This is a genomic window from Vibrio sp. THAF190c (genome assembly GCF_009363355.1).
In the GTDB taxonomy this organism is placed as follows: domain Bacteria; phylum Pseudomonadota; class Gammaproteobacteria; order Enterobacterales; family Vibrionaceae; genus Vibrio; species Vibrio fortis_A.
Map to the genome: position 1 here is coordinate 180216 of NZ_CP045339.1, position 25257 is coordinate 205472.

Consider the following 25257-nt stretch of genomic DNA (forward strand, 5'->3'; position numbering starts at 1 on the left):
TGCATCTCGAAACTAAAATGCCCCGCTCGTTGAGCGGGGCATTTTTTATTGGATCTCTTCAACATTGACTTCGGTGCTGAACTTAACGGTTTTGGTCGACACTGAAGTGTGAAATTTTCTAATGTTCTTATCCTGATGCAGCACCCTTTCAATAAAGCGCTCATAGGCTTGAATGTCGGGTACTGAAACAATGATCAGAAAGTCATAGCTTCCGGTGATCTGATAACACTGTGTGACTTCAGGAGCCTGCTCAATTGAACGACTAAACACACTGTAGATATCCCCCCTATCACGCTCCATCTCAACGGATACTATCAGCGTCATTTTGTTTCCTGCCAGTGCTGGATTAATCAGAGCGACGTCGCCAACAATGATTTTGCCTTCTCTAAGCCTTTTAACACGCTTCAAGCAAGCGGGTGGAGACAGCCCAACAGCTTCTGCCAGATCGATATTGGCAATTCGATTATTCTTTTGCAAAAGGCTCAAGATACTTCTATCAATTCGATCTATTTCCATATATTTCTCCACACCCAGAATTTACGAAATAAATATATCACTTATCGATAAATAAAAAATAATTAACTCAATTCAACTCTAAACTGGTTAATCATATTTCTTATGAATACCTTACCATTCATCCTATCAGTTGTAATGAAAAGGATGAAACAATGAGAAAGTTCCAAAATTTCTTCTCCGAGCTTTGGCGCGAAATATTTGATGTAACCTGGACACTATACAAGTTGATGATCCCAATCATCATTGTCATCAAAATCGTTGAAGAGATGGGCGGCATCACGCTACTGAGCGAATGGCTAAGCCCCTTAATGAGCTTTGTCGGTTTACCCAGTGAGATGGGGTTGGTATGGGCTACAACCCTTCTAACGAACATCTATGCAGGCTTATTGGTCTTCATGAACACCAATGCTGAACTCAGCGTCGCACAAGTATCGGTACTAGGTTCATTAATGTTGATTGCACACTCACTGCCGATTGAAGCTGCTGTCGCTAAACGAGCGGGTGTGAGTGTCTTTGCGACTATGGTATTGAGGCTCGGTGGCGGCTTATTGTTTGCTTGGATACTTCACCAAACCTATACATGGGGTGGTCTACTAGAACAAACGGCACAAGTAATATGGGCACCAGACTTAAACAGCGAGCAGACTTATCTTGAGTGGGCTTGGAGCCAAGTCGAAAGCCTGTTTATGATTTTCATCATCATCGCTGTATTGCTGTTCACTCTTAAAGTGTTAAAGATGTTAGGTATCGAAAAGCTAATCGCCATTGCACTGCGTCCCGTTCTGCGAGAGTTGGGTATAAGCCCTGAAGCGACCAATATGACTATCGTCGGCATGACTCTAGGGATCTCTTTTGGTGGAGGTTTATTGATCAATGAAGCAAATAAAGGACATATCCCCGCGCGAGATATCTTTACGGCAATCATGCTGTTGAATCTGGTCCACAGTATGATCGAAGACACCATTCTTATTATGCTAATTGGCGCGGATTTCATCACTATCTTCTGGGGCCGATTGTTGTTTGGCTTAATCGTGGTTGCCCTGATCTCCCACGCACTCAAACGCATCAGTGACGTCACGTGTGAAAAGTATCTCTACAAGAGCCTCAATGGCTAGGCAAGAGCTAAGAAACTAAAAAAGAAAAGCCCCGCGAGTGCGGGGCTTAATATTCTATGCGGTCCAATTGCTAGCATTACTTCTCTTCAAAACGCTGCGCAAGTAGATGGAACTCCCCGACTTGATTCTTAAGATCGTTTGAGTTCTCTTTAACTGAATGTGTCGCCGCTTGGTTTTGTTCCGCCGTAGAAGCGATTGACTGAATATGCAGGTTCACATCGCTAGTTAACTGACGCTGTTGGTTAGCTGCGCTCTCAACAGACTGCATCAATTGATTCATTTGCCCCATTAGCGACTCAACCTCAGATAAGCGCTCTGAACTTACCTGTGCAGATTCACCACACTTTGCTGTCTGAGCTTGGTTATCCAAAATATCACGCTGCCATCCTTCAATAGTGTGCAGCATGGTTTCAATACTCTCTTTGATCTGTACAGTTGCTTTTGAAGTGCGCCCTGACAGTGCACGAACTTCATCTGCTACAACAGCAAAACCACGGCCTTGCTCGCCTGCACGTGCCGCTTCAATTGCAGCGTTCAGAGCCAGCAAGTTAGTCTGTTCTGCGATGCCACCAATCTCTTCCATCATTTTGCTGACGCTCTGAGCTTGATCGCTCAACTGATACGTTGTTTGAGTCGCCTTTTCAGCCTGTACATTCAAACTATCAAGATTGCTGTGCGTTTGGTCGATGCTCTCTTTTGCACTCGCACATGTTTTGAAGGTGATATCAACGATCTGGTGCGCTTCTTGAGTTGTCGATGACACTTCATTCGCCGTTACTTCTACTTCAGCCGTCGCTTCACGTACTTCAAGGATGTCTTTAGTTTGTTGATCAAGCGCTTCCGTTACTTGGTAAGAAGTTGCGCTTAAGTTATCTGCCAAGTCTTGAATTGGTTTCGCTGAATCTGTCATTCGACCTAATACAGTACGAATACGGGCCGAAGCCAACTTAAGGTGGAAATCAGCAACCGAAAACTGACTATTGCCCGAATACACTAAGCGGCTAACACTATCAAACTTAGATTGAAGCTTTTTAAGCTCGCGCGGTGTATCGATAAGCTCCTGTCTAAATAGCAGTGCCAGTGCAGAAACAGGCAGTAAGCTACATAGCCATTGCGCAGCCTGACCTAGATCCATCATATTCGATAGAGCCGGCGCTGAAAGTGAGCCGAGAAGAATCGCGTAGCGAACACTATCACTGATCTGCAACGACCATTGACGACCATTCTTCTCAGCCTTCAACAGACCTTGATACGCTTTATCTGCTATTTGTACCCATTGAGCTTTTGGCTTCACACGAACCGACTGATAGCCACTAATTGCACCGTTGTCGTAAATTGGCGTCACATAAGCATCCACCCAGTAATAGCCACCCGACTTGGTTTTATTCTTAACAATGCCACGCCACGCCTTACCTTGTTTGAGGTTAACCCACATGTCGGCAAACGCAGCTTTAGGCATTTCATCGTGACGAACAATATTGTGGTTTTGACCCAATAGTTCATCTTGTTCATATTCTGCAATGCGACAAAAAGCCTCATTACTGTAGGTAATCACGCCTTTTAGGTCGGTCGTCGATACCAGCTGATCGGTATCGTTTAAAAGTGTTTCACGTCGTTGAGAAGATAGGCTGGCAGTCATTATTCGTTGCTTATTGGTATTTATAGTTTTAGCAGGCGAATATATACAATTATTGAAATTATGACAAAATATGAACCTCACATTTTACGCAAATGACGGTACTTTGTTCGTTTCTTATGGTAATAGGTCACAAATACAACAAAGCCTCGGATTGACACCCAAGGCTTAATGGAAATTATGAACAGAGTTCTGTTATGTAATCTTTTGTACAAATAGGTTATGCATAGCGACAAGGGCCAATATGATCTTCAGGTAGGGTCTTGTACCTTCTGTGTAACCACATCCAAGCACTGATGTCTTTTAAGATTAAGCGTTCAATTTCTTGATTCATGACTTGCGCTGCAACTTCTGGCTGCTTGCGTGGGAACTTATCACTAAAGTCCTCGCTGATCTGCAGCTCATAGACACCACCTTTTCTGACACTGACTCCTGACATCACTGCACACTTGGTTGCATCAATTAGGAAGCCGGTGCCCGCCGTGGTTGAAGCTTTGTCGACACCAAAGAACGGCACGAATACAGAAGCATTTGCTCCGTAATCATGGTCAGGTAGATACCATAGACGATTGCCAGATTTAAGTACTTTGAGCATGCCTTTTAGATCAGAGCGATCAATCATTTTATGCCCTTTACGCGTTCTACCATGATGCTGAATAAACTCGTAGGCAGCGTTACTATGTGGTCGATACACACCGTAACCCGGTGCAAATAGACTAAAAATTCTTGCTGTCATTTCTAAGTTTAGAAAATGGCCACATGCCACCAGCACGCCTCGTCCATTCTTTTCTTGCTCAAGAATAAGATCTTTACCCACAACACGCATATGGCGCTTTACACGCCAATCTGGCCAGAACCAAGCCATTCCGGTTTCAATCAGAGCCATGCCCGCGTAATCAAAATTTCGTCGAACTAACTTCTCAACTTCTTGCTCGGATAACTCAGGAAATGCTAACTCAAAGTTACGTCGAGCCACCTTCGCACGTTTACTAATAATCAACTTTGCAAGCTGACCAACGCCCTCTCCAATAAAAACTAATACTCGATAAGGTAGAAGATTCACTAATAAAGCTAAAAAGCCAAAACCAAACCAGACACACCAATATTTTGGCAACAACAAAGACAACGTTAACTTTGGACGTTCTACTACTTTCATTACGCCTCCTAGAATAAAAGCGGCGCAATTATACATACGATTCATGAAAAAAAAGTAAATATCGAATAAAGCTATGCATAAAGTCTGTCGATTATGGGATTACAACCCACAATCCCAATAAAAGATGGAGAAAGTTTGAACTTTTTAATTATTTATCAAATATTTAACAATACAACATTCAAAAAAGTGCTCACCTAAACAGGGCGAGCACTTCAATTAAAGTAGGGTTATAGAAGCTGATGTTGATTGAATTACTGAGTCAATGATGGGCGGCTCGCTTTCTTAGCACTAAACGCAAACACCATGATCACCAAAAGAACAAACGGTAATACGTAGATGTTAAGCATTTGCCAACCAACCGTAGATTCAAGCCACCCAGAGAGAAGAGCAGTGACACTAACGCAGCTAAATACCACAAACTCATTCAGGGCCTGCGCCTTAGACTTGTTTTTCGCTTGGTAAGATTGACTAAATAACCCTGTGGCCGCAATGAACATAAAGTTCCAACCTACCCCCAGTAACACAAGCGCCGATCTGAAGTGCCAAATTGACTCACCGTGAATATTGATAGCGATACACAACAAGAACAAGACGGCTCCAGCTAGAATCATACGTTTTGCCCCAAATTTCTCGATTAGTCCACCCGTGAAGAATGCAGGGACGAACATACCTAATACGTGCCACTCAATCACGCCAGCTGCTTTGGTAAAATCAAAACCACATCCAATCATCGCAAGCGGGGTGGCGGTCATTAGAATGTTCATCACGGCATAGGCAACCATAGCGGCAAACACCGCACCGACGAAATTAGGCGCTTTGATCATGGTACGCACAGGGTCTGGCTTAACTTGTTGGGTTGTTAGGTTGAACTTAGGGAATTGAACAGTCTGGAGAATAAGCAGTGTCAACACATTTAGCCCAATTAGAGATGCGAAAGCGCCGATATAAAGACCATCTTGTGACCACTGCTGAGACATTACCGCCAAGTTTGGCCCTAATACGGCTGCCAGAACCCCACCTGCCATTGAAATGGATATCGCACGATGGCGCGCATCTTCGCTACACACTTCAATCGCAGCAAATCGATACAAAGTACCAAAGCCAATACCAATGCCGAGTAAAAAGGTTGCAACGCAGAATAGGTAAAAGTTGTGGGTTGAGAGCGCGAACGTCGCCAAACTCGCCCCTGATATGCCCACGATATTACCGATACTAAAACCACGCTTACGGCCAAGCTTTCCAGAGATGAGAGACGCAGGAATAGTCGCCGCCATTAAACCAAGAAACTGAAGTGCAACAGGCAAAGTAATCATACTTTGGCTCGGCGCGATCTGTTTACCGATCAAACCAATCACCGAGATAAGAAGAATGTTGCCCGTCATCAATAGAGCCTGACAGAGAGAGAGTATCCAAACGTTCCTGTTCATTTTGCCACCTTTTATGCACTAGGTGGCAACTACAACAAATAGACAACAAACTTGCAACCCTTTAATCGCTTACATTTATAACGATATCTTTATCCATTCTGACTACAATGGGTTATGCTAATTAGAGATTGTGATAATGATTTGTTATATAGGCGCGTAATGATTAATCCGCTTTGGCTTAATACTTTTAAAACACTTGTGGAAGTGGGTCACTTCACTCAAACGGCAGAAAAACTCTACATGACTCAACCTGGAGTCAGCCAGCATATAAAGAAACTCGAGCAAGCTTGTAACTGCTCCCTGCTCTCACGCGAAAACAAAACCTTCGAGCTAACCGAGCAAGGTCGAATTATCTATCGCTACGCGCTTAAGCTAAACAAAGAGCAAGAAGAGCTGTTTGAATCTCTGCAGTTTGACAACCCTTTTGCAGGTCAATGCAACCTGTCTTGCTCTGGTACCCTTGCTCTGCAGCTTTACCCCGACTTTCTCGAACTGCAAGCCGAGCATCCAGAGCTCAGTATTCACGTCGAGGCTTCACCCAACCAACGAATATTCAATGATGTGTTACAAGGAACAATTGATGTAGGCATCGTGACTCAACTACCGAATGATCGAGTCTATCAAACAGAAATGATTGGTAAGGAAGCCTTGTGTCTGATTACTCACAAGAGCTTGGAAAACGTCGAGATTACTCCTGAAAAGCTCCACGAGTTGGGCCTAATCGCTCACCCTGACTCAACCCATTATCTCTCTCTGTATTTCGATTTATGTGGTGATGACGCGCTGAAAAAACTCAATATCAACGAGCTTCCTAAAACGGGATACATTAACCAGCTCCATCAAATTCTACTGCCCGTCTCCAAAGGACTTGGATTTACGGTGCTGCCTGAAGGTGCAGTTGATAACTTCCCAAACAAAGACCAACTGCACGTAGTTCCCCCCAAGGTCAAAGTGGAAGAGGCACTCTACTTAGTACAGAAGAGAAACCGTACCCTACCACGTCGATACGACACTGTGATTGACCTGATAAAACAGACTTTCGCTAACAGCCTATAAAAATATTCTAGCCCTAGAGCAGTTATGATTTAGTGTCAGTAATACGCTCCAACGCCGTATCAAAATCATACTGTTCAAGGGCTTGCTGCACTTCTTTTAACCAAGGTTCCGCGCTGCTCGTCAGTAATAGATTGGTTAAGTCGAGCGCTTCGCTGTCGTAATTTGAGATTAGCTCGGTCAACTTCTGTATCTGCTCTTGAGAAACCGCCATTTGCTCATTCTCGAGCGTTTCATCAGGCAAGCTATCATTACTTTGTAATCCCTTTGTGATTAAGGGTTGAAGAGCTTCCACCAACTCAATGACTCTTTTCGTAGCAACTTTTAAGTCGGCATCAGTCAAAGTCTTGTCTCGCGCTTTACCTTCAAAATCAGCCAATGCACTCTGGGCCTTCGTTCCTCCAATGGCACCACACATGCTTTTCAGCGTGTGAAGTTCGCGTTCTAAAGCCTCCCACTCTCCATTATCCAGATAACCTTGAGCATTATTGAGCATAGGTTGAGCTTGGTCGTTGAAACGGGCGAGTAGCTTCTGTTTTAGCAGGTCATCACCTTGAATGGTGCGGTCTAGAATTTTTAGAGACAATATTTCGCTAGCTTCCCCCACATCAACCTTGGAACTAAGGCTTGTGATTGGCTGCTCGTTCTCTCGATGATGATCACTTTCAACACCCAAGCCAACATAATGCGCAATCATCGCCATCGCTTTATCAAGCACAATAGGCTTATCAAGGAAATCATCCACACCCGCATCTATCGCACGCTGCTTTGCCTCAGAATACGCGTTGGCAGACATGGCAATGATTGGTATGTCACCTTTGATTTGTTTAATGCGTCGAGTCGCGGCATAACCGTCCATGATCGGCATTTGTAAATCCATTAAGATCAGTTTATAGTCATTGTTTTCAACAAAGTCGATCGCTTGCTGGCCGTTCTCTGCTAAGTCGACCGTTAAGTTCATTCTTTTGAGAAACGCCATAGCCAAATCTTGATTCAATTCGTTATCTTCAGCGAGCAATACACGTTCACCTTCGAAGAACACGGTTTGAGTTTTACGCGCCTCTTTAGTTCGAAATTTTGCTACTTCAGATTGTGATGCTTTGGAGAGTTCAAGTGCGAAGTGGAAACGACTGCCTTCGCCCAACTCACTCTCGATATGGATTTCACTGCCCATCGCATTCACCAGCTTTTGACTGATGTTGAGCCCCAGTCCTGTACCACCGAAACGTCTCGTCGTCGTGCTATCAGCTTGTTTAAATGCCTCAAACAAGTATTTTTTATGCTCATTTGATATGCCGATTCCGGTGTCGATGACTGAAATGTCTAACGTTGCTGTGTCTATAGACTCTCTTACCAAGTGACATTGAATGGTGACACTCCCTTGCTCAGTAAACTTAATCGCATTACCGACTAAGTTGAGTAGAACTTGGAAAAGTCTCAACGGGTCGCCAACGAGCGCAAGTAGCTCTGGAATATTGAAATCTGTTCGCAAAACAAGCCGCTTCTCGACCGCCTTCGATTCCATCAACTCTGCCACTTCATTCAAAGGCTGAATCGGACTAAACGGAATACTATCAATGCCAAGCTCACCCGCTTCTATCTTAGAAAAATCCAGGATGTCGTTAATAATAGTGAGTAACGACTGACCTGAGCGATGAACTTTCTCAATATAGTTTTTAGCAACTGGGTTTTGGATTTCGCCCAGAGCTAAGTGTGAAAGTCCGATAATCGCGTTCATCGGTGTACGGATCTCATGACTCATATTAGCGAGAAATTCCGATTTGGCTTGGCTTGCGTGATCCGCCCTGAGCTTCTCTTCAGCCAATCGTTGATTAAGTTGCTTCATGATAGAAATATCGAAAGCCCAAAATAGCACCGCGAGTTCACCGTCTAGTTCCAATTGGTAATAACTCACCAGAGCGACCAGAGGCTCGCCACTTAAAGTACGTAATTTCAATTCACGATTCTCTACCTGACCATGTTTAGCCAACTCCTCATAGATCGCTTTCCTATCTTCCAAAGATTCATGAATCGCATCAGGGGCGATCAAAGAAAGGTCTTCATGGTCTGCACCGAACAAGTGTTTCGCCCGTTCATTGGCATAACGCACTTCATCGCCAAAGACAACGGCTGCGGCAATCGGAGAGGTGTTGAGCATCGAATAGAGTTGAGCTTGTGCTCGCTTGTAAGCCTCAGTAGCATCATTGGCGATGATCACTTGTCTAGTCAATTTACGATTCCAGAAGACTATCAAGGCAAAGATAAGAATCGAGAAGCCCGAAATTGTATACACCAATTCATAGTCAATGGTTTCGATCTGTCTCGGTGCAGCCCATTTTGCCGTAATCTTCTGATGCTCTTCGGCAGAAATGCTGTTTATCGCTTTATTTATGATTGAAAGCAGTAATGGCTCTGACTTTAAAACATGGAGTGTCGGAGAAACAAAAAAATCTAATCGCCCAATAATGCCCATACCTGGGTAACCAAACGAATTGATTTGATAATTAAGTACATCGATAGTGTCAATGGTCGCGTCAAGCATGCCATCACTGACTAAGCTCAAGCCTTCGCGAGTCGATTGAATAAAAGTCCATTCGATTTGCGGATATTGTTCAACAATACTTTCTGTGTTAGCGGCTCCCTTAACAATACCTATCTTCCAGCCAGCGGCTTCTTTCAACACCAAGCTGTTTACGTCCCTTTTAGACGCAATCGCTAGCCGGCTCGAAAAGAAGCTATTTGCTGGTTTAACATTTTCGCCCAAGGCACGGTTTTCAGCCGCAGCTGACACCAACTCAACGGCATGATGGTCAACCAAACGACGGGTCTCTTCCCATGTTTCGACGTTCACATGTTCAATATTCAAACCCGTTTTCTGCTGAATAATAGTTAGGTAGTCGTCAATGATTCCGATGTACTCTTGATTGTCGCTCAAGGCTTCATATGGAAGCGCATCAGGGTCAATACCGACATTGATATCACGGTTCTCTTTTATCCAGTCTCGCTCATTCTCCGTTAAATTGAGAATCTCTCCAGTGAGGCTGTTGGTCTGGTAGATTTCGGCAATATAGCGCGCCGCTCCAGTGCCAAAGCCTTCAAAACGATCCACAGATGGGTAGTAAGCATAGTTTTTCAATATTCGATCAACATCGAAATAGAACGTCATACTCCCTGCGTTGGTTGTTCCACCTTTGGTCCAATAAGCCGTTTTCTTAGTGACAGAGTAAAGATGAGAAGTATCACGAGTCTTTAATAGACCGATGTTCACATCTCCTAAATACCAAGCCTCAATAGGACGAGTGCTGTTTTCCGTTTGTGCTGTAATCACGCTAAAGGCGCTATCTGCATCAAAAATCTCGAACAGCTCTGGAAGCTCTTGAATCCGGTCATTCACAATAAAATATGCTGAGACCTGTGCCATGATGTCGGCTTTTTTCAGCACATTAGATAAGTCTTGGTGAATGTGCGAATCGACTATTTTTGATAAGCCATCTTCGCGATTCTTTAAGTTCTGAATTGCAACGTTAAAGCTGTCTCGGATATCTTCATCTCTAAAGTCGACAAAAATTGGATAGTTGACGCTGTAGTCTCGATGCAGAGTTAACTCTTCCAACTCAATAAAACGTGTATTGGCGATAAACCAATCAAGAACTCGCGTTTCCACCAGCAACAAATCAACATTCTGCGCTCTCAGCTGTGAAAAAGCAGATTCTAGGCTGTCGAAGTCTTCCACCTTCTCGATCGATAGACTCTGCTCGATTTGTTCAACGGCTTTTACTATTGGTGATGTTTCATCGTAGAGAAGAGCACCCAAAGACAAAGGAGTGCGAGATTGGATAGAGATGTTACGCCGCGCCAAGGAGATGGGAACAAACTCAACATTAAGTATCTCATCACTCAAATAGCCCGTTGATTCATCCTCGACTTGCTTACTAGAAACAAACGCCATCGAGCGGTTAGTCTCCATAGCATTTCTCGCGGCTGCAGGAGGCAGAGTGACAACGTCCCCCACCTGATACCCCATATCATTGAATGCTCTTTGAAGGATCGCATATTCCATCCCTACTGAAGGACTGTCAGGGTATAGGTATGGAGGGTTTCCGAAGCCAAAAACGCCGTTAAGAGCCACTCGATAGGGCGATTCATTCAACCACTTACTCAGAATACTATTCTTCTTTTCAATCTCCATCGTTTCAATTTGATCGTTCAAAAGTGCCAACAGGATGTGATTATCAGATTTGAGGATCATTGACGCTTCCATTTCACGCCAGCGGTCCAATACATAGTTGACAGCCAAATCAAACACACCACTCTTAAATGCCAAGTCCATGGTACTGACGGGTTCAGCTAATAGACCGTCTATCAAACCATCTTCAAGAGCACGAATGCCGTCAATCACGTTATCGACCGACACCTGTGTCATCGAGTTAAGTTGGACACCAGCAAGACTCGCATCGATAGAGTCTTTGACCATCGCGATTTTCTTGGTCGCTTCTTGGTCTGCTGGCTCTTCTTGTTGACCGTTAGTTGGCACAATCACTGCGACTTGATAAGGAATATAAGGCTCAGTTGCTAAAAAGCGCCCTCCATCTGTCACATCAAATTGTTGAAACGGAAAAACATCCGCTTCTCCCTTTTCGATTGCTTGTTTGGCTTCGGTGTACGAATTGACCACGAGAAAGTGAGTATCAACAAGATAGCGCTGCTCAAGGTCACGAGCATAATCACGCACGAGGCCAGATACATTACCGTTGTCATCAATATAAGAGTATGGATAGTGTCCTGCTAGTACCGCATAAGTAATAGTGGGTTTCAGACTCAACCAAGATTGCAACTCCGTGTCCGTCACGGTTTTTGCCAGCACGCTGTTTGAAGTAATCAGCGCTGATACACCGATAGAGAGAATAAAAACAAATGACCGCACTGAGCGTCGCAAAGTGAAGAGTAGCTGCCAAGTATTGACCAACAATAAAGCCAGTTCAGTCATCTTTAAACTGCTCTTTTATGCTCAAAATCTGGTCCAAATTCTCAACTAATAGATCGACCACCATAGGATCAAAATGTTTGCCTCTTTCTCGCTCAAACAAGGCTAGCGTATCTTCGAGACTCCATGCTTTTTTGTAAGGCCTGTCTGCAGTGAGAGCATCAAACACGTCAGCAACTGCGGCGATTCTGCCGACCAAAGGAATATCTTCACCACTGATTTGATTCGGATAACCTGAGCCATCCCACTTTTCATGATGGAACTGAGCTACCTGTACCGCCATTTGCATTAATTTTGAGTCGCTATTATTTCCTAAGATCTCGATACCAAACTCAACATGCTGACGCATCACATCCCACTCTTGACCATCCAACTTGCCTGGCTTAAGTAGGATTGCATCAGGAATACCAATCTTGCCAATATCATGCATTGGCGCTGCATCTCTCAGTGTTTCAGCATCTTCCTTTGGCATTCCCGCTGCTATCGCCAAGATATAACAATAGTGACTCATTCTCAGGACATGCATACCAGTTTCGTTGTCTTTGAATTCAGCAGCACGACCAAGGATTTTAATCGTTTCTAACAAGCCAAGTTTAATCTCTTCGGTTTTCTCTTGAACTTGCTCGTGGAGTGCACGCTTCTGATTGTAAAGAGAGATATGTGTTTTTACTCGTTGACGAGCGATCTCGGGGGTAATAGGTTTAGTGATATAGTCCACCGCACCTAAACTTAAACCTTTCACTTCATCTTCAGGATCTATTTTCGCTGTCACGAATATAATAGGGATATGAGCGGTATTGGGTTGCAACTTCAACTGACGACACACTTCAAAACCATCAATATCTGGCATCATAATATCAAGTAGGATCAGGTCGGGCTGCGGTACAGTCTTAGCAATTTTTATACCGATATGACCATTGATCGCGACTTTAACTTGGTAGGTGTCTTTGAGTATTCCGGTAAGCACATCTAAGTTACTGGGCGTATCGTCTATCACTAAAACGGTCGGTTTACTACTCATTACAACCCCATATATAAATCAATTAGTTATTTACCAAGTGTAGGTCGCAATTTGGGGTCATCAACAGAACTATGTAAAAATTTTGCTAAACCCTCTACGCGCTCACAATAGGTGATATTTACGCCACAACAAACTCGTTTTCTAAGTACAAAAAAGCCGCCCAACGGAGCGGCTTTATGAATTTATCGGCTTGTCTTAGGCCGTGGTTTCTTGCTGAGCACCCTCGACTTTGTCGTCAACTGCCTTAACTAAGAGTAAGCCCACCGAGAACACGATCAGTCCACACAATACGAACACTAAGCGTCCCCACATTGGGTTTGGTAAGACGAACATCGTCATAACACCAACACCTGCGACAGCAATAAGTGTACCCAGCATGCGACGTTGTTTGTTATCTAACTTCTTCTGTTCTGTGCTTTCTGCAACGAGTGGGGTTGCCAAGTTACCGAAGAAAGTATCAACGTCTTTCTCACGGTGTTTTGGAAGAGGCTTGTAGAACAGCGTTGAAAGTACGAAGAAGCCAGCAGTAAATACGATGTGTCCAATCAGACCAATGGCAACTTTCAGGTCAGCCCACTCACGACCGGTGAGCTCATTCAGACCAAACCAACCTTCAATCATTTCAGCAGTGATAACGAAACCTACAAAGTATGATACAAAGCCACCGACAACTAGCGTACCCCAACCTGCCCAGTCTGGAGTCTTACGGATGAAGAAGCCACAGAACGCTGGGATTGTCATCGGGAAGCCAATTAAGGCACCCACATACATCATGGTATCAAATAGGCTTAGCCCCTTAAGTGAGTTAATGAACAGCGCAACTAGGATGATGGAAATACCAAAGAAGGTAGACGTTAGCTTAGAAACGATAACCAGCTCTTTCTCGTTGGCATTTGGACGTAAAATCGGCTCGTAGAAATTCTTAACAAAGATACCTGAGTTACGGTTTAGCCCTGAGTCCATAGAAGACATCGTCGCGGCAAACATCGCTGCAATCAATAAACCTACCATACCTACCGGCATGTACTCTTGCACAAAGTAAAGGTAAGCGAAGTCCGCCGCTTTACTGCCCGCTTCTGGGTATTGAGAAGCCAGATCGACACCTTGACCAGTAATGAACCAAGAAGGCATGAACCAAATGATTGGGCCAAGCGTCATCAGAACACAAGCCAATAGTGCCGCTTTACGCGCATTGTTCGAGTCTTTTGCCGCTAAGTAGCGGTAAGAGTTCAACATGTTATTGGTAATGCTGAACTGTTTTAGGAAGATGAACACCGCCCAGATGCTAAAGATGCTCAGGTAGTTAAGGTTGTCACCTGTAATGAACGAGTCTGTTGGGAAGTTGTTGACGATATTGGTTACACCCCCACCGTGGTACATAGCAACCACAGCACAGGTAACCGTTACTGCCATAATGATGACCATCTGCATAAAATCAGATGCAATAACAGCCCAAGAACCACCCGTTACTGACATTACCAATACAACTAGGCCTGTCAGAATGATGGTTGTCGTCATGTCGAAACCGAAGATGCCTGATGCAATGATTGCAAGGCCATTCAACCAGATACCCGCAGAGATAACGCTGTTTGGCATACCAGACCAAGTAAATACTTGCTCATTGACCTTACCAAAACGCATACGAATCGCTTCAATAACCGTCACCACACGTAACTGTCTGAATTTTGGTGCAAAATACAAGTAGTTCATCAAGTAGCCGAATGCATTGGCGATAAAGATTATCGCAACAGCAAAGCCATCGGTAAACGCTTTACCAGCCGCACCAGTAAATGTCCACGCACTAAACTGAGTCATAAAGGCGGTCGCACCAACCATCCACCAAAGCATACTACCTCCTCCTCGGAAGTAATCACTTGTCGTACTAGTAAACGTTCTAAACATCCACCCTATTGCAATTAAGAATAGAAAGTAGATACCTACTATTAGTGTATTGAGTTCCATTGTAGAGACCTTTTATTTGTTTTTTTGTTGCCTCGACTATAAATATCGACAGAGAACATTTGTACTACAATAACTCAAATGCGTGATTCAAATCTTAAATTTGGACTTGTAACAACGCGGGGAGTGATCGAGTTCAAAGTCATCGATTGTTCAAGTAAACAAAAAACTATAAAAGCAAAAAATAGGAGATAAAAAGCACAAATGGACGCGAAATAATCATATAAATCTTAGATATTATACATCTAGATTGGATTTTTAATTTCATTTATTAAGCAAGGTTACTCATCTAAAACAGCCTGATTGAATCGTTTCTTTACCAGTCCCTCCAATCACCAATGAAATTAAGTAATACTAATCAACTTGTAAATACCTAATCGACACCTAAATTTTTCTGACTATGCAAATTATAAAATACTGAGTTTGGGGAGTGGACAATTCAACTAGGAGGAGGACAATTTTCAATCAGGCAAAAAAAAACGCCCATGTTGCCTGTATCAACATGGGCGCAAAGGCAGTATTGCCACCACCTTCTTCTATCTCAACATCGTTCAACAGAAGTCGTCATTAGTATAGTTGGGAGCAAGAATAGAAATACCGGTGTAAGGCATTTCAATCAATGCCTAAGATCCGATAGCCAAAACGAATCAATCAAACTGCAACATACCGTTGCCAAATGCTTCTCCGTGACAGCTGCAATAATCTTAATGTATTACAATTAAAAATAAAGCGATTATTCGCGATTACATGATTGAACGCACAATTCTCAAATGCCTATTTTCCAACCAAACTTCTTATAAACACATCAATACCATATAAAACAGTCTCTTAGCATATTTATTTCAGAGTGTAACGGTTTGTTACCGTCGATTTTGTCATCACAAGTAGATCCAATTCACAGATCAACGTGAAAATATTGAGATAGCATATTTGTATTATCTTAACTCAATAATAAAAGGCATTTTATGAAAGCCCTACGTCCCCTACACCTTGCGGCTTGTATTGGAGCCATCACTTTTGGTTCCAATGTTATGGCAGCAGATTTCGTCTTCTTAGATGAAGCAACATTAGAAGCAAACCGAACTCTACTTCAATCAGAGAAAGCACCTTCAACAATGAAGGTCACTTATGAGCGACTACTCGAAGAAGCAGAGCTTGCAATGCAAGACGGGCCATTCAGTGTCGCTGATAAAGGTATGACCCCACCGAGCGGTAACAAGAATGATTACATGAGTATTAGCCCATATTGGTGGCCAGATGAATCTAAAGATGACGGGCTGCCTTGGGTTCGACACGATGGAAAAACAAATCCAGCGTCAAAAACAGACGAAACTGATTCTAAGCGAATTGGCCACTTCACCCGCTCAGTTCGCGCATTAGCTATCGCTTATTACTTTAGCCAAGACGAAAAATATGCGCAGCAAGGTATTGATTACATTAGAACTTGGTTCATCAATGAAGAGACGAAGATGAATCCTAATGTGAATTATGGCCAAGGCGTTCCAGGTGTTGCAGAAGGACGTCGTGGTGGAATCATTGATACTCGTACCTTGGCTGATCGCATGCTTGATTCAATCGCCATGCTTTCTCAATCACCTTCTTGGACAGAAAAAGACGAAGAACAGATCAAGCAATGGTACAGCGACTACCTAGATTGGCTGATTGTCGATGACCTGTCAGGAGGCCCTAAAGGTGAGGCTTACGCTGAGAACAATCACGGTACTTGGTATGACTATCAAGTCGCAAGTATTGCCTACTTTATCGGTAACGAACCACTGGCAAAACAGATGGTTCAGAAAGGCAAAATGCGCATCGATACTCAGTTCGAAAAGGATGGCTCTCAACCGCATGAAATTGAGCGCACTCGAGCTTATCACTACCACTACTTCAGCTTAGATCCTTTGGTTGGCATGGCGCAGATCGGCGAAAAGGTAGACGTCGACCTTTGGAACTACACCAACAAGAAAGGCGGCTCTTTAGAGACTGGTATTCAGCTTATGGCTAACTATCACGACCTAGATAAAGAGTGGCCATACACCCAAAAAGACAAACGTCGTCGCATTGAACGCATGACACCACTTTATATAAAAGCTGGTGTAGCAATGGACAAACCTGAGTGGGTCAAACTGGCAACCGAAACAGACTTTAGCGAGTTCACAGTGAAGAAGAACTTGGCGGAAGTTTGGGCACAACGTGATATCGAGCTGCTCTACCCAAAACTATAAATCCCCTACTGGTGGGTGCATTTACGCCCACCCTTTATGACTTTAATTACAGTGGAACAACGTTATGATTTCTAAAAATAAAATTGCTTTAGCTATTACGGCATCTCTTTTTGCTGGCAGTGTTTCAGCTGCATCACTCGACGCGCGCCAAGAGTACAAACATGGCTCAGAAGAGTGGGCAAGCCGTATCAAAATGAGCGGTTCAGTCGACAACCACTTTTTTGGCGCTGAGATGAAGCAAAAAGGTAAACCGTTCTCAGAGTGGGAAGCAGCAGACAATGAGTTTGAATATGGTTACCGTTTCAAATTGAATGATCAATGGATGATCCAGCCAAGTATGCCAGTGACTTTTGGTTCTGATAGCGTGACTTATAAACCTCAGGTTCGCGTGCAGTACTCGTTCGAATCGGGTTTAAAGGCGAAACTACGCTACCGTCATGAGTTCCGCGACTACACATCGGATTCCTCAAATGATAACCGCAACCGTAGTAAAATCACTGGTAACCTAGATTACAACTGGAACGCGTTCCAGTTCGGCTTTGAAGCAAACTACGCGGAAGATTTTGCAAATAATGAATGGACTGGCGGTGGCGGTGCTGACTATGAATGGGATTACAACCTCAAAGTAGGTTACAAAGAGTCTGACTGGAACTGGCGTCCGTATGTAGAGTTCGGTAACGTACAAGACAGTCGTGATCGTCAACTACGTAGCCGTGTTGGTATTACCTACAGCTTCTAATCAGTACCCAGCTTTTAATCTGTACGAAGCTTTTAGTCCGTACAAAGCTTTTAGTCTGCACAAAGATTAAAAACACAAAAGCCAGCATATTTGCTGGCTTTATTCTTTTGTACTAATTCAGGCAGAAAACGCAGATTAGCTTGCAGCTGGCAGTCTGTGGTTAGACGCTTGTAAGTGGTTAGCAGAAGCAGCACGTGCTTTTTCACTGTTACCAGCCATGATTGCATCGTAGATCTGGCGGTGTTCATTGATACAAGTGCTACCCTCTTCCGAAGAGTGAACAATAAAGTTAACGAACATCGTTGTTAAGATGTTGCCAAACGGAAGATAGAAATCATTACCTGTTGCGTTAAAGATAAGGCTGTGGAATCGCATGTCTACATCTGTCCAACGCTCTTGGTCAAATACTTCAGCTTCTGATACTTCTACCATTTCTTGGAAGGTCTCTGATAGCTCGATACGCTGTTCAGCTGATGCATTTTTCGCAGCTAGTGCACACGCCTCAGGCTCAATTGCACGACGTAAACCCAAGAACTGGAAACAGAACTCATCTGTATCCGCTAGGCCATCCATCCAACCAATCAATTGTGGATCAAGGAAGTTCCAGTAAGCGCGATCAACAACACGAGTACCAACTTTTGGACGAGACTCTAATAGGCCTTTTGATGTTAGCAGTTTAACCGCTTCACGCAGTGCAGTACGGCTAATACCAAATTGCTCACAAAGTGCCATCTCACCAGGGATAATAGAGCCTTGAGCAAGCTCACCTGATAAAATGCTGCGAGCGATTTCACGAGCAACTTGCACGTGCAGGCTACGCTTAGAGCCTGAGATTGAATTGAATGTTCCGACCATAAGTTCACTTGTTGTTATTTATGTATTATTTAATCCTTACTATATCACTTATATATTCAACTACCAAATATCCTTACTGCGCTCCGTCCCAGATTTAAACAAAACAAATGATGTAAATTAGATTACGCAAATAATACGCTCAAAATTGCCTATCAACTAATAGCTTAATAATAATTCTCACTTCTATTTAGCGCATTATTTTGTACGACTAATGTCACATATATTTACCTTTATGACTATTTATAGCCGCATATGGCAGATTTTCGCGATGTACTGCTTGATTCAAATAGATGCTATTGTATTATTAATTAAGTATTGATTTTCAATATTATCAGTCCCCTTAATCGGAAATCGCGTCGATCACGAGTCCGTTGTCTCATTGAAAGTCATATAACTAACAACGTCGGTTCCATTTATGGGCCAAACAACGAGGTGTCTTTATTACATCTCATTAATTTGCAGTAGTACGTCTGAACACTCGCGTTGAGATATAAATATGGTCATCAGCATTTTGAAATGGTGAATTTGGTTGAGCTAACTCTCTTTATCACATCTTACACTGACGGCCTTTCTAATCTAAACGACGTAACACTGACAACCCAAAGCCAGTTGATTCTGGTTTTGACCCTTTAATATAGGTGGTTTACATGTCCGTATTCACGCTGGTGGAAGATTCTAACCGCCGCATTCATGTCCAAGTTGCAAGACAAGTTGCCCGTAAGATCCTATCTGGAGAGTTGAAAGAAGAAGAAAAACTACCCAGCGAGATGGAGCTCTGTGAAATCTTCGGTGTCAGTCGTACTGCGTTGAGAGAATCAACTAAATTGTTGTCAGCCAAAGGTCTGATAGAGTCGAAGCCCAAAGTCGGCACACGCATTATGCCTCGCTCTAACTGGCACTTCTTGGATCCTCAACTGCTGGATTGGATTCAAGATCTTGAAGACACCAAGCCATTTCTGGCTCAATTCTTAGGCCTTCGCAAAGCAATAGAACCCGAAGCTTGTGCGCTTGCAGCAAGAAATGCATCGGTAGAGCAAAGAAAGGAACTCTCAATACTCTTCCAAAAAATGACGCTCGCAGCAGAGAGCTTTGATTACGGAAGTTGGACCGTTAACGACCACCTGTTCCATCGAACAATCTTCCTCTCAACAGGCAACCAGTTCTACATTCCATTTGGCAACATTTTGTCAGCGATTTTTCGACAATTTATTGATCATTCGGCAGAAGGTGGACGCTTCTGTTTAGCAGAACACAAAGCGATTTATGACTCTATTATGTCTGGGAATAGCGAGGGAGCACGGATAGCCTCTCAAAGCCTACTGAACGACGACAACCAAAAGCTATCCAAAGTGCCTTTAAAGCAAGTTGCGATAGCATAACGATAGCGACTTCAATCGCAATCTATACATCTGGCTTGAAACACTCATGATATAACCCGCTTGTATCATGAGTTTGCTCATTACGAGGTCACTGTGCTTTCTCAATCTTACGTCAAAAAGAACCTTTCTCTCGCTTGGCCATTAGCTCTTAATGCCCTGTTAATGCAGTCGATGCTGATGATTGATACGCTTCTGGTATCGCCACTCGGTGAAGTCTCTCTTGCTGCAATGGGAATTGCGACCACGGTTATCGCCTTCATACTTGGTATCCAAATGGCGCTCGCCAACGGTACGCAACTGGTACTCAGTCGTGCCGTAGGCTCCGGTGTTCAAGCAACATTATCTCGGTCTTTTTTGGCGGGGATGCTCATCAACTTTGGCGCCGCTTTACTCTTCTTCTTAGCTCTAACCTTTTTTGATGACTTGTTGATAAGCTCACTGACGGAAGATACAGCTCTACACAGCGAAATTGCCGTCTACCTCAGTTTTTCTAAGTACATCGTTCTATTCACTGCGGTAACCCAAGTAATCATTGCGCTGTTTAACGGGTTGGGCAAAACCAAAGTGCCATTTAGAGGCTATCTAATTGAGTTACCAATCAACGCACTGGTCAGCTACACCTTCATTCATGGTTGGTCTAACTTTGAAGGTCTCGGTGTTCAAGGTGCCGCCATTGGCAGCCTAGTAGCGATCATCATTCGTACTGTCTATCTCTACCTATGCATTCGTTTTGAAAACTGTGTTGAACTCTCATTCAATGCGTTCGGTTCTAACTTTTCACGTAATGTATTCAACCATTTCAAAGAAATTTTCCCAGTTGCCGCGAATGTCACCATGCTATCGATTGGCGCAACTATTTATCAGCTTCTCTACACCCAGCTCAATATCAATGCGTATGTAGCAATCACCTTGGTAATGCCTTGGATACGAGCTGGTACACAATTCATTACTGCTTGGGCGCACTCTTCTGCCATTACCATTAGCCAAGCCATTGGTTCTAAACAAATGGCTGACTTAAGAAAGAACGTCGACGCCAGTATCGATATCGCTGTCATAATCTCTATTCTATCAATGCTCTTTTTTGTGGCGCTGAGTTTCTTTATTGGAGACATTTACCCTGATTTAGACAGCGCGACTTATGACGCCTTAACTGTGATCGCCCCACTCTACATATTTTTACCTCTCGTCCGTGGCTACAACACGGTTCACGGCCATGTATTGAGGGCTCTAGGCAAAACAACAGCCGTATTCAAAATCAACTTCACGGGCCAGTGGATCATATCGATTCCATTATGCGCGTTGATCATCTTCGGCTTTGATGGCTCGATCTTCTGGGCATTCGCCATTCAACCTTTTGAGGAGATCGTCAAAGCGCTACCATTTAGACACTTAGCAAGAAAATCATTGAATGAATTCGATGAGGAAAAAGCGAAAGAGTTGATGTACGACTAAACAAGGAACAACTCTTGTTAATCAATCGCCCTAGCACGTGATGATAGGGCTTTTTATTTACGCCAGGTTTAGGCTTGGTCTGATCAGATTATACAAATAAGCGAGCTCATCTGGGATATTAAAGCGACGATTAATAACGCCACCCGCCATATGTGGATGCCCTCCTCCAAAACCAATGCCATTATCATTTAATGCTGCTCGCACTACCTCAGCTACATCGTTATCCTGACATTCAGACCGAAGGGAAACATACGTTCTTTGATAAGATCTCGCGCTCAGCACCACGACATCAATCTCATCGACCGTTAAGAGAAAATCACCTAGAACTCCAAGCATGTTCTCAGGACACCCTTCCGGCAACGTCGCAAAAGCGCTGTTTTTGTCACGCTTCATTGAAGCTAACATGGAATCAAAGTATTCGAGCTCCTGATACTCGATTTGGTTTCGACAGATTCCGTTCACTGTCACCATATCGGCGCGCCTTTGCAACTGAAACAGAGCCTTGATATCCGCCTCACCTATGGATTTAGTAAAGCTTCCCGTGTCAAACGTCAAACCGACTAGCAGTGCAGTAGCGATCTTTTTAGGGATCGGCATTTTATAGTAATTAAAGTACTCCACCATGATTGTCGCAGTCGACCCATAGTCAGTTCGTACATCCGAATACCAAACATAGCTCGGCACTTTAACGTCGTGGTGATCAATCACTGCCACTTCCAAACCGGGCAGGTCAGTCACGTTCTCTTCCCCGATACAACCATCAATCACAATAATCTTGTCGCTGGGTTTTAAATCTAATTGGTGTGACTTAACGATTGGAATATCTAACCAACCGATCAAATTATGCAGTGAGACTCGGTCAATAAAGCCCTGATATGAAAGAAAAGGTTTAAAACCTTTTTGACTCAGTAAATAAGCCATAGCAAATGCCGATGCTATAGCGTCATGATCAGGAAAATCATGCGCTTGAATAATGACTCGCTCATCGGTATCTAACAATTCTAAAAATTGATCAAACTTTTTTAAGTCCATTGGTAGCTCTCAAACTCATCCTGAATTTGCTTTTTTCTGATTCATTTCCATAGCGGAAGGAATAAAACCAGTTGCACACTCACTCCATTAAAGCGCTTCAACCTTTGGAATGCAAACAGGGATAAAAGACTTATCTCTCAGAATTGTTGACCTGATAGCTGCTCTAGTTCTTACACGGTCAATCGCAAAGAAAAGAAACACTATATTAAATTGTTATAATGTTTATCTTTTAAGCTCGCGTTTATTGCTCTAAAGTATCTTTTATCATGATTGATAATAGAAAGGTATGGCATGAACACAGAGAAAATCAGAGCGTTTGTTTACGCAGCTGAGTGTGGTTCATTCTCTGCAGCAGCCAAGAAACAAGGAAAAGCACAATCATGGGTAAGTAATGCAATTGCTGACTTGGAGATCGACCTTAACTTGTCGCTATTCGACCGCAGCGAGTATAAGCCTAAGCTCACTTCAGAGGGTGCGACTTTATTGTTTCACGCACAAAGCTTACTGGCCGCTGAATCCACGTTAATCAGCCATGCCGATCACTTAGCTCAAGGCATTGAAGATCGCGTTGTTTTCGCTATAGATGACTGGTTAGTAACGCCCGAAATTCGCGCATTAATTGTCGAGTTTCAAAATCAGTTCCCTTCTGTTGAACTGATCGTAAGACAACTTATGACCCAAGATATAGTTCAACTCATCGAGAACAATGAGATCGATATTGGATTAGCGACAGGGCGTTGGTTTTTCGATAAAAACGTAAGGTTTAGAACACTCTCTTACATCGAAACTAGCCTTATTTGCTCTAAAAACAGTGAACTAAGAAATATCGTTGTTGGTCATGCAGATCTCGTTGGGCACAAACAGGTTTCGCGAACCAGCATATATAACTTGCCTCACAAATACCTAGACCTACCTGACGTTGAGAAAGTCAACGTTAGTGATATGGAGTCGGTAATTGTTCTTGTCGAGAACAATATCGGTTGGGCAGTTATTCCCAGGAAGGTAGCTGAACTCAATCAATCTAGAATTCATATATTGGATTCAGAAATCAGTGACAAGGGGCATTTACTGCGCATAGAACTCATCACTTCTGAGTTAAAAACAAATGGAATTGCTACGGAGTGGCTCAAGAAAAAATTAGCCGAACTTTATTAATTCACATTTAACCTATACTTGGATACAGAATGTTAAAAGCAACGACTCTACTTTTATCTACAACTTTTTTACTTGCTTGTACTGATATTAATACCCCAGATTATGTTGGCCACATTAGCTCAGAAAAACTGGCTATGTATCAGGATATATCCGAACAATTAGGCATTGCGACTGCAGACATCATTAATATCTGCCATACCGACTACTCTTCTCAAGCAGGGGATAACGTTCAATACAACCTAAGTTGCCATTGGGACGAAAATTCGCATTCTTTTTCAATTATTTATTCCGAATTCGATGAAAATGGCAAAGCGAATCCAAACGGCGAGTTCAGCACATTAGAGCTTAACCTTACTGATGAGCTTTTAAGCCAAAACATCATCGGTATATCCGCTATGTTGTATTACCCTACTGAAGAGAAGATCACCGATGTTGAAAGCTTTGAGCTAAGTATCACTGACTTACCTGAGAGTTGGGTAAATAGTGTGAATTATGGTTTCGATTTTAATGCTGCAAACTCACAGCAGACTTCCGTCATCTCAAGCAACAATGATTTACAGCAACAAGGAATCCACATCTATAATTTGGCAAACGCTGAAATGAAAAGGTTTAAAGTTTCGTCAGACGTGGAGTTAGACGGAGAGAAAGGCACTATCCATGACGATATAATCAATACCGGTTTATTCTCAAATATATATCAAGCCGTAGCCTTAAGATCATAAACAAAAAGAGCGCCTATCACTGGCGCTCTTTCTGATTATCAAATCGTTCAATAGCTGACGTTATCGACCTGAGTAGTACATACAGATCTTTACGCCATCGAATTCACGGATTTCAAACGGAATTTCATAGATAGACTCCATGATTTCCTTGTCGACAACCTCATCCACTTTACCAGCTTTAATCACTTGTCCGCGTTTCATCGCAACAATGTTATCCGAGTAGCTCGAAGCGAAGTTGATATCGTGAATAACAATCACCACAGCTTTGTTAAACTCATGAGCTAAACGGCGCAGAGTCTGCATGATTTCGACTGAGTGCTTGATATCGAGGTTGTTAAGTGGCTCGTCGAGAAATACGTAGTCCGTGTCTTGTGCGACAACCATAGCGATAAACGCCATCTGACGCTGACCACCACTCAATTGGTCGAGATACTTATCTTGGATATCGGTAATACCCAAGTGCTCTAAAGCCGTATCTACCACCTTGTGGTCATTATCTTGCATTCTGCCTTGAGAGTGAGGGAAACGTCCGAAACAGACAAGTTCACGCACAGTAAAGCGCATATTGATGTTGTTCGACTGTCTCAAAACCGCAAGGTGCTTTGCAAGCTCTTTGGTATCCCACTCAGCAAGGAGTTTGTCGCCAATTAGAACTTCACCCGCATCACTATCGGTAAGGCGGCTCGCCATTGAAAGCAGCGTACTTTTACCCGCACCATTTGGGCCAATAATGGAAGTTACTTCCCCTTTCGGAAATAGTGCACTGGCGTCATCAACAACCGTTGTCTTGCCATACTTCTTACTTAAACCTGTTAACTTAATCACTTCTCA

At 43.2% G+C, this 25257-nt stretch carries 18 protein-coding genes; 8 read left to right on the plus strand and 10 right to left on the minus strand.

Annotation, left to right across the window (positions count from 1 at the left end; all coding sequences use genetic code 11):
• Window positions 1-45 precede the first annotated feature (45 nt).
• On the minus strand, window positions 46-516 hold the full coding sequence (locus FIV04_RS15885) for an Lrp/AsnC family transcriptional regulator (RefSeq protein ID WP_032552752.1): 471 nt from the start codon (window positions 514-516) through the stop codon (window positions 46-48).
• Window positions 517-668: 152 nt separating this feature from the next.
• Between FIV04_RS15885 and FIV04_RS15890 the strand changes: the two genes are divergently transcribed.
• On the plus strand, window positions 669-1631 hold the full coding sequence (locus tag FIV04_RS15890; RefSeq protein ID WP_152469679.1) for a hypothetical protein: 963 nt from the start codon (window positions 669-671) through the stop codon (window positions 1629-1631).
• Between the two features lie 76 nt (window positions 1632-1707).
• Here the strand turns inward: FIV04_RS15890 and FIV04_RS15895 are convergent, their stop codons facing one another.
• The 3 genes from FIV04_RS15895 to FIV04_RS15905 all read right to left on the minus strand — a co-directional run bounded on the left by FIV04_RS15895 (window position 1708) and on the right by FIV04_RS15905 (window position 5850).
• A complete protein-coding gene (locus tag FIV04_RS15895) occupies window positions 1708-3270 on the minus strand; it encodes a PAS domain-containing methyl-accepting chemotaxis protein (protein ID WP_152469680.1) in 1563 nt (520 codons plus the stop codon).
• A gap of 217 nt (window positions 3271-3487) precedes the next feature.
• A complete protein-coding gene (gene lpxL / locus FIV04_RS15900) occupies window positions 3488-4423 on the minus strand; it encodes an LpxL/LpxP family Kdo(2)-lipid IV(A) lauroyl/palmitoleoyl acyltransferase (protein ID WP_150896603.1) in 936 nt (311 codons plus the stop codon).
• Window positions 4424-4674: 251 nt separating this feature from the next.
• The gene (locus FIV04_RS15905) at window positions 4675-5850 is read right to left on the minus strand and encodes an MFS transporter (protein ID WP_152469681.1); all 1176 of its coding nucleotides are present in this window, start codon (window positions 5848-5850) and stop codon (window positions 4675-4677) included.
• A 159-nt stretch (window positions 5851-6009) separates the two neighbouring features.
• Here FIV04_RS15905 and FIV04_RS15910 point away from each other — a divergent pair, with 159 nt between their 5' ends.
• Entirely contained in the window at window positions 6010-6906 is an 897-nt protein-coding gene (locus FIV04_RS15910; protein ID WP_152469682.1) for a LysR family transcriptional regulator, read from the plus strand.
• Between the two features lie 22 nt (window positions 6907-6928).
• Here FIV04_RS15910 and FIV04_RS15915 read toward each other — a convergent pair whose 3' ends face one another.
• The 3 genes from FIV04_RS15915 to FIV04_RS15925 form a co-directional block, all read right to left on the minus strand.
• Complete coding sequence (locus FIV04_RS15915) at window positions 6929-11890, minus strand: transporter substrate-binding domain-containing protein (RefSeq protein WP_152469683.1); 4962 nt, start codon at window positions 11888-11890, stop codon at window positions 6929-6931.
• A complete protein-coding gene (locus FIV04_RS15920) occupies window positions 11883-12908 on the minus strand; it encodes an HD-GYP domain-containing protein (protein ID WP_152469684.1) in 1026 nt (341 codons plus the stop codon). Before FIV04_RS15920 ends, FIV04_RS15915 begins: the two co-directional genes overlap by 8 nt.
• A gap of 195 nt (window positions 12909-13103) precedes the next feature.
• The gene (locus FIV04_RS15925; protein WP_152469685.1) at window positions 13104-14870 is read right to left on the minus strand and encodes a transporter; all 1767 of its coding nucleotides are present in this window, start codon (window positions 14868-14870) and stop codon (window positions 13104-13106) included.
• A 962-nt stretch (window positions 14871-15832) separates the two neighbouring features.
• Here FIV04_RS15925 and FIV04_RS15930 point away from each other — a divergent pair.
• Together FIV04_RS15930 and FIV04_RS15935 are read left to right on the plus strand one after the other, a co-directional pair.
• Window positions 15833-17092, plus strand: coding sequence for an alginate lyase family protein (locus tag FIV04_RS15930; protein WP_152469686.1), 1260 nt, complete (start codon window positions 15833-15835; stop codon window positions 17090-17092).
• A 64-nt stretch (window positions 17093-17156) separates the two neighbouring features.
• Entirely contained in the window at window positions 17157-17831 is a 675-nt protein-coding gene (locus FIV04_RS15935; RefSeq protein WP_032552763.1) for an oligogalacturonate-specific porin KdgM family protein, read from the plus strand.
• A gap of 135 nt (window positions 17832-17966) precedes the next feature.
• Here FIV04_RS15935 and FIV04_RS15940 read toward each other — a convergent pair whose 3' ends face one another.
• A complete protein-coding gene (locus FIV04_RS15940; RefSeq protein ID WP_032552765.1) occupies window positions 17967-18686 on the minus strand; it encodes a FadR/GntR family transcriptional regulator in 720 nt (239 codons plus the stop codon).
• Window positions 18687-19333: 647 nt separating this feature from the next.
• Between FIV04_RS15940 and FIV04_RS15945 the strand changes: the two genes are divergently transcribed.
• The gene (locus FIV04_RS15945; protein ID WP_032552766.1) at window positions 19334-20065 is read left to right on the plus strand and encodes a FadR/GntR family transcriptional regulator; all 732 of its coding nucleotides are present in this window, start codon (window positions 19334-19336) and stop codon (window positions 20063-20065) included.
• 162 nt (window positions 20066-20227) lie between these two features.
• Window positions 20228-21517: an MATE family efflux transporter gene (locus tag FIV04_RS15950; RefSeq protein WP_253895570.1), complete on the plus strand. Its 1290-nt coding sequence runs from the start codon at window positions 20228-20230 to the stop codon at window positions 21515-21517.
• A gap of 57 nt (window positions 21518-21574) precedes the next feature.
• Here the strand turns inward: FIV04_RS15950 and FIV04_RS15955 are convergent, their stop codons facing one another.
• Window positions 21575-22549 (minus strand): bifunctional oligoribonuclease/PAP phosphatase NrnA, encoded by a 975-nt coding sequence (locus FIV04_RS15955; RefSeq protein WP_032552767.1) that lies wholly within the window; start codon window positions 22547-22549, stop codon window positions 21575-21577.
• Between the two features lie 291 nt (window positions 22550-22840).
• Between FIV04_RS15955 and FIV04_RS15960 the strand changes: the two genes are divergently transcribed.
• Window positions 22841-23704 (plus strand): LysR family transcriptional regulator, encoded by an 864-nt coding sequence (locus tag FIV04_RS15960; protein ID WP_152469688.1) that lies wholly within the window; start codon window positions 22841-22843, stop codon window positions 23702-23704.
• 29 nt (window positions 23705-23733) lie between these two features.
• Complete coding sequence (locus FIV04_RS15965; RefSeq protein ID WP_152469689.1) at window positions 23734-24426, plus strand: hypothetical protein; 693 nt, start codon at window positions 23734-23736, stop codon at window positions 24424-24426.
• A gap of 60 nt (window positions 24427-24486) precedes the next feature.
• On the opposite strand, the gene FIV04_RS15970 is transcribed toward FIV04_RS15965, so the two are convergent.
• A complete protein-coding gene (locus FIV04_RS15970) occupies window positions 24487-25251 on the minus strand; it encodes an ABC transporter ATP-binding protein (RefSeq protein ID WP_150870261.1) in 765 nt (254 codons plus the stop codon).
• Between the last annotated feature and the right edge of the window lie 6 nt (window positions 25252-25257).

Coding starts and splice junctions, on each gene's coding strand:
- FIV04_RS15885 (WP_032552752.1), bottom strand. CDS start 516: ATGGAAATAGATCGAATTGATAGAAGTATCTTGAGCCTTTTGCAAAAG.
- FIV04_RS15890 (WP_152469679.1), top strand. CDS start 669: ATGAGAAAGTTCCAAAATTTCTTCTCCGAGCTTTGGCGCGAAATATTT.
- FIV04_RS15895 (WP_152469680.1), bottom strand. CDS start 3,270: ATGACTGCCAGCCTATCTTCTCAACGACGTGAAACACTTTTAAACGAT.
- lpxL (WP_150896603.1), bottom strand. CDS start 4,423: ATGAAAGTAGTAGAACGTCCAAAGTTAACGTTGTCTTTGTTGTTGCCA.
- FIV04_RS15905 (WP_152469681.1), bottom strand. CDS start 5,850: ATGAACAGGAACGTTTGGATACTCTCTCTCTGTCAGGCTCTATTGATG.
- FIV04_RS15910 (WP_152469682.1), top strand. CDS start 6,010: ATGATTAATCCGCTTTGGCTTAATACTTTTAAAACACTTGTGGAAGTG.
- FIV04_RS15915 (WP_152469683.1), bottom strand. CDS start 11,890: ATGACTGAACTGGCTTTATTGTTGGTCAATACTTGGCAGCTACTCTTC.
- FIV04_RS15920 (WP_152469684.1), bottom strand. CDS start 12,908: ATGAGTAGTAAACCGACCGTTTTAGTGATAGACGATACGCCCAGTAAC.
- FIV04_RS15925 (WP_152469685.1), bottom strand. CDS start 14,870: ATGGAACTCAATACACTAATAGTAGGTATCTACTTTCTATTCTTAATT.
- FIV04_RS15930 (WP_152469686.1), top strand. CDS start 15,833: ATGAAAGCCCTACGTCCCCTACACCTTGCGGCTTGTATTGGAGCCATC.
- FIV04_RS15935 (WP_032552763.1), top strand. CDS start 17,157: ATGATTTCTAAAAATAAAATTGCTTTAGCTATTACGGCATCTCTTTTT.
- FIV04_RS15940 (WP_032552765.1), bottom strand. CDS start 18,686: ATGGTCGGAACATTCAATTCAATCTCAGGCTCTAAGCGTAGCCTGCAC.
- FIV04_RS15945 (WP_032552766.1), top strand. CDS start 19,334: ATGTCCGTATTCACGCTGGTGGAAGATTCTAACCGCCGCATTCATGTC.
- FIV04_RS15950 (WP_253895570.1), top strand. CDS start 20,228: ATGCAGTCGATGCTGATGATTGATACGCTTCTGGTATCGCCACTCGGT.
- FIV04_RS15955 (WP_032552767.1), bottom strand. CDS start 22,549: ATGGACTTAAAAAAGTTTGATCAATTTTTAGAATTGTTAGATACCGAT.
- FIV04_RS15960 (WP_152469688.1), top strand. CDS start 22,841: ATGAACACAGAGAAAATCAGAGCGTTTGTTTACGCAGCTGAGTGTGGT.
- FIV04_RS15965 (WP_152469689.1), top strand. CDS start 23,734: ATGTTAAAAGCAACGACTCTACTTTTATCTACAACTTTTTTACTTGCT.